Annotated in this window: 1 pseudogene; it reads right to left on the reverse strand. The window is 57.3% G+C overall.

The features are described from left to right. Positions 1-255, reverse strand: a pseudogene (locus tag JW499_RS22205) (isocitrate lyase); the annotation flags it as partial.

The following is a 255-nucleotide window of genomic DNA, read 5'->3' on the forward strand; positions in this document are numbered from 1 at the left end:
CGATCTGACCGACGTGAGGCTTCTCAGTCTCGATCCACAGCAGGTCAGCACCGTTCTGCAGAGATGTGATGCAGTCCAGTACACAACGGTCTTCACCGGTGCCGGCACGGAACTGGAACAGGTTAGACGGCAGACGCTTAGGACGCAGCAGCTTGCCATCACGGTTCAGTACCACATCGCCGTTCTTCATATCGGCAGGGGAGACTTCTTCGCAATCCAGGAAGCTGTTGTACTGGTCACCCAGGTCGCCCGGTT

Origin of the sequence: Amphritea pacifica (genome assembly GCF_016924145.1) — a bacterium.
GTDB classification, from domain to species: domain Bacteria; phylum Pseudomonadota; class Gammaproteobacteria; order Pseudomonadales; family Balneatricaceae; genus Amphritea; species Amphritea pacifica.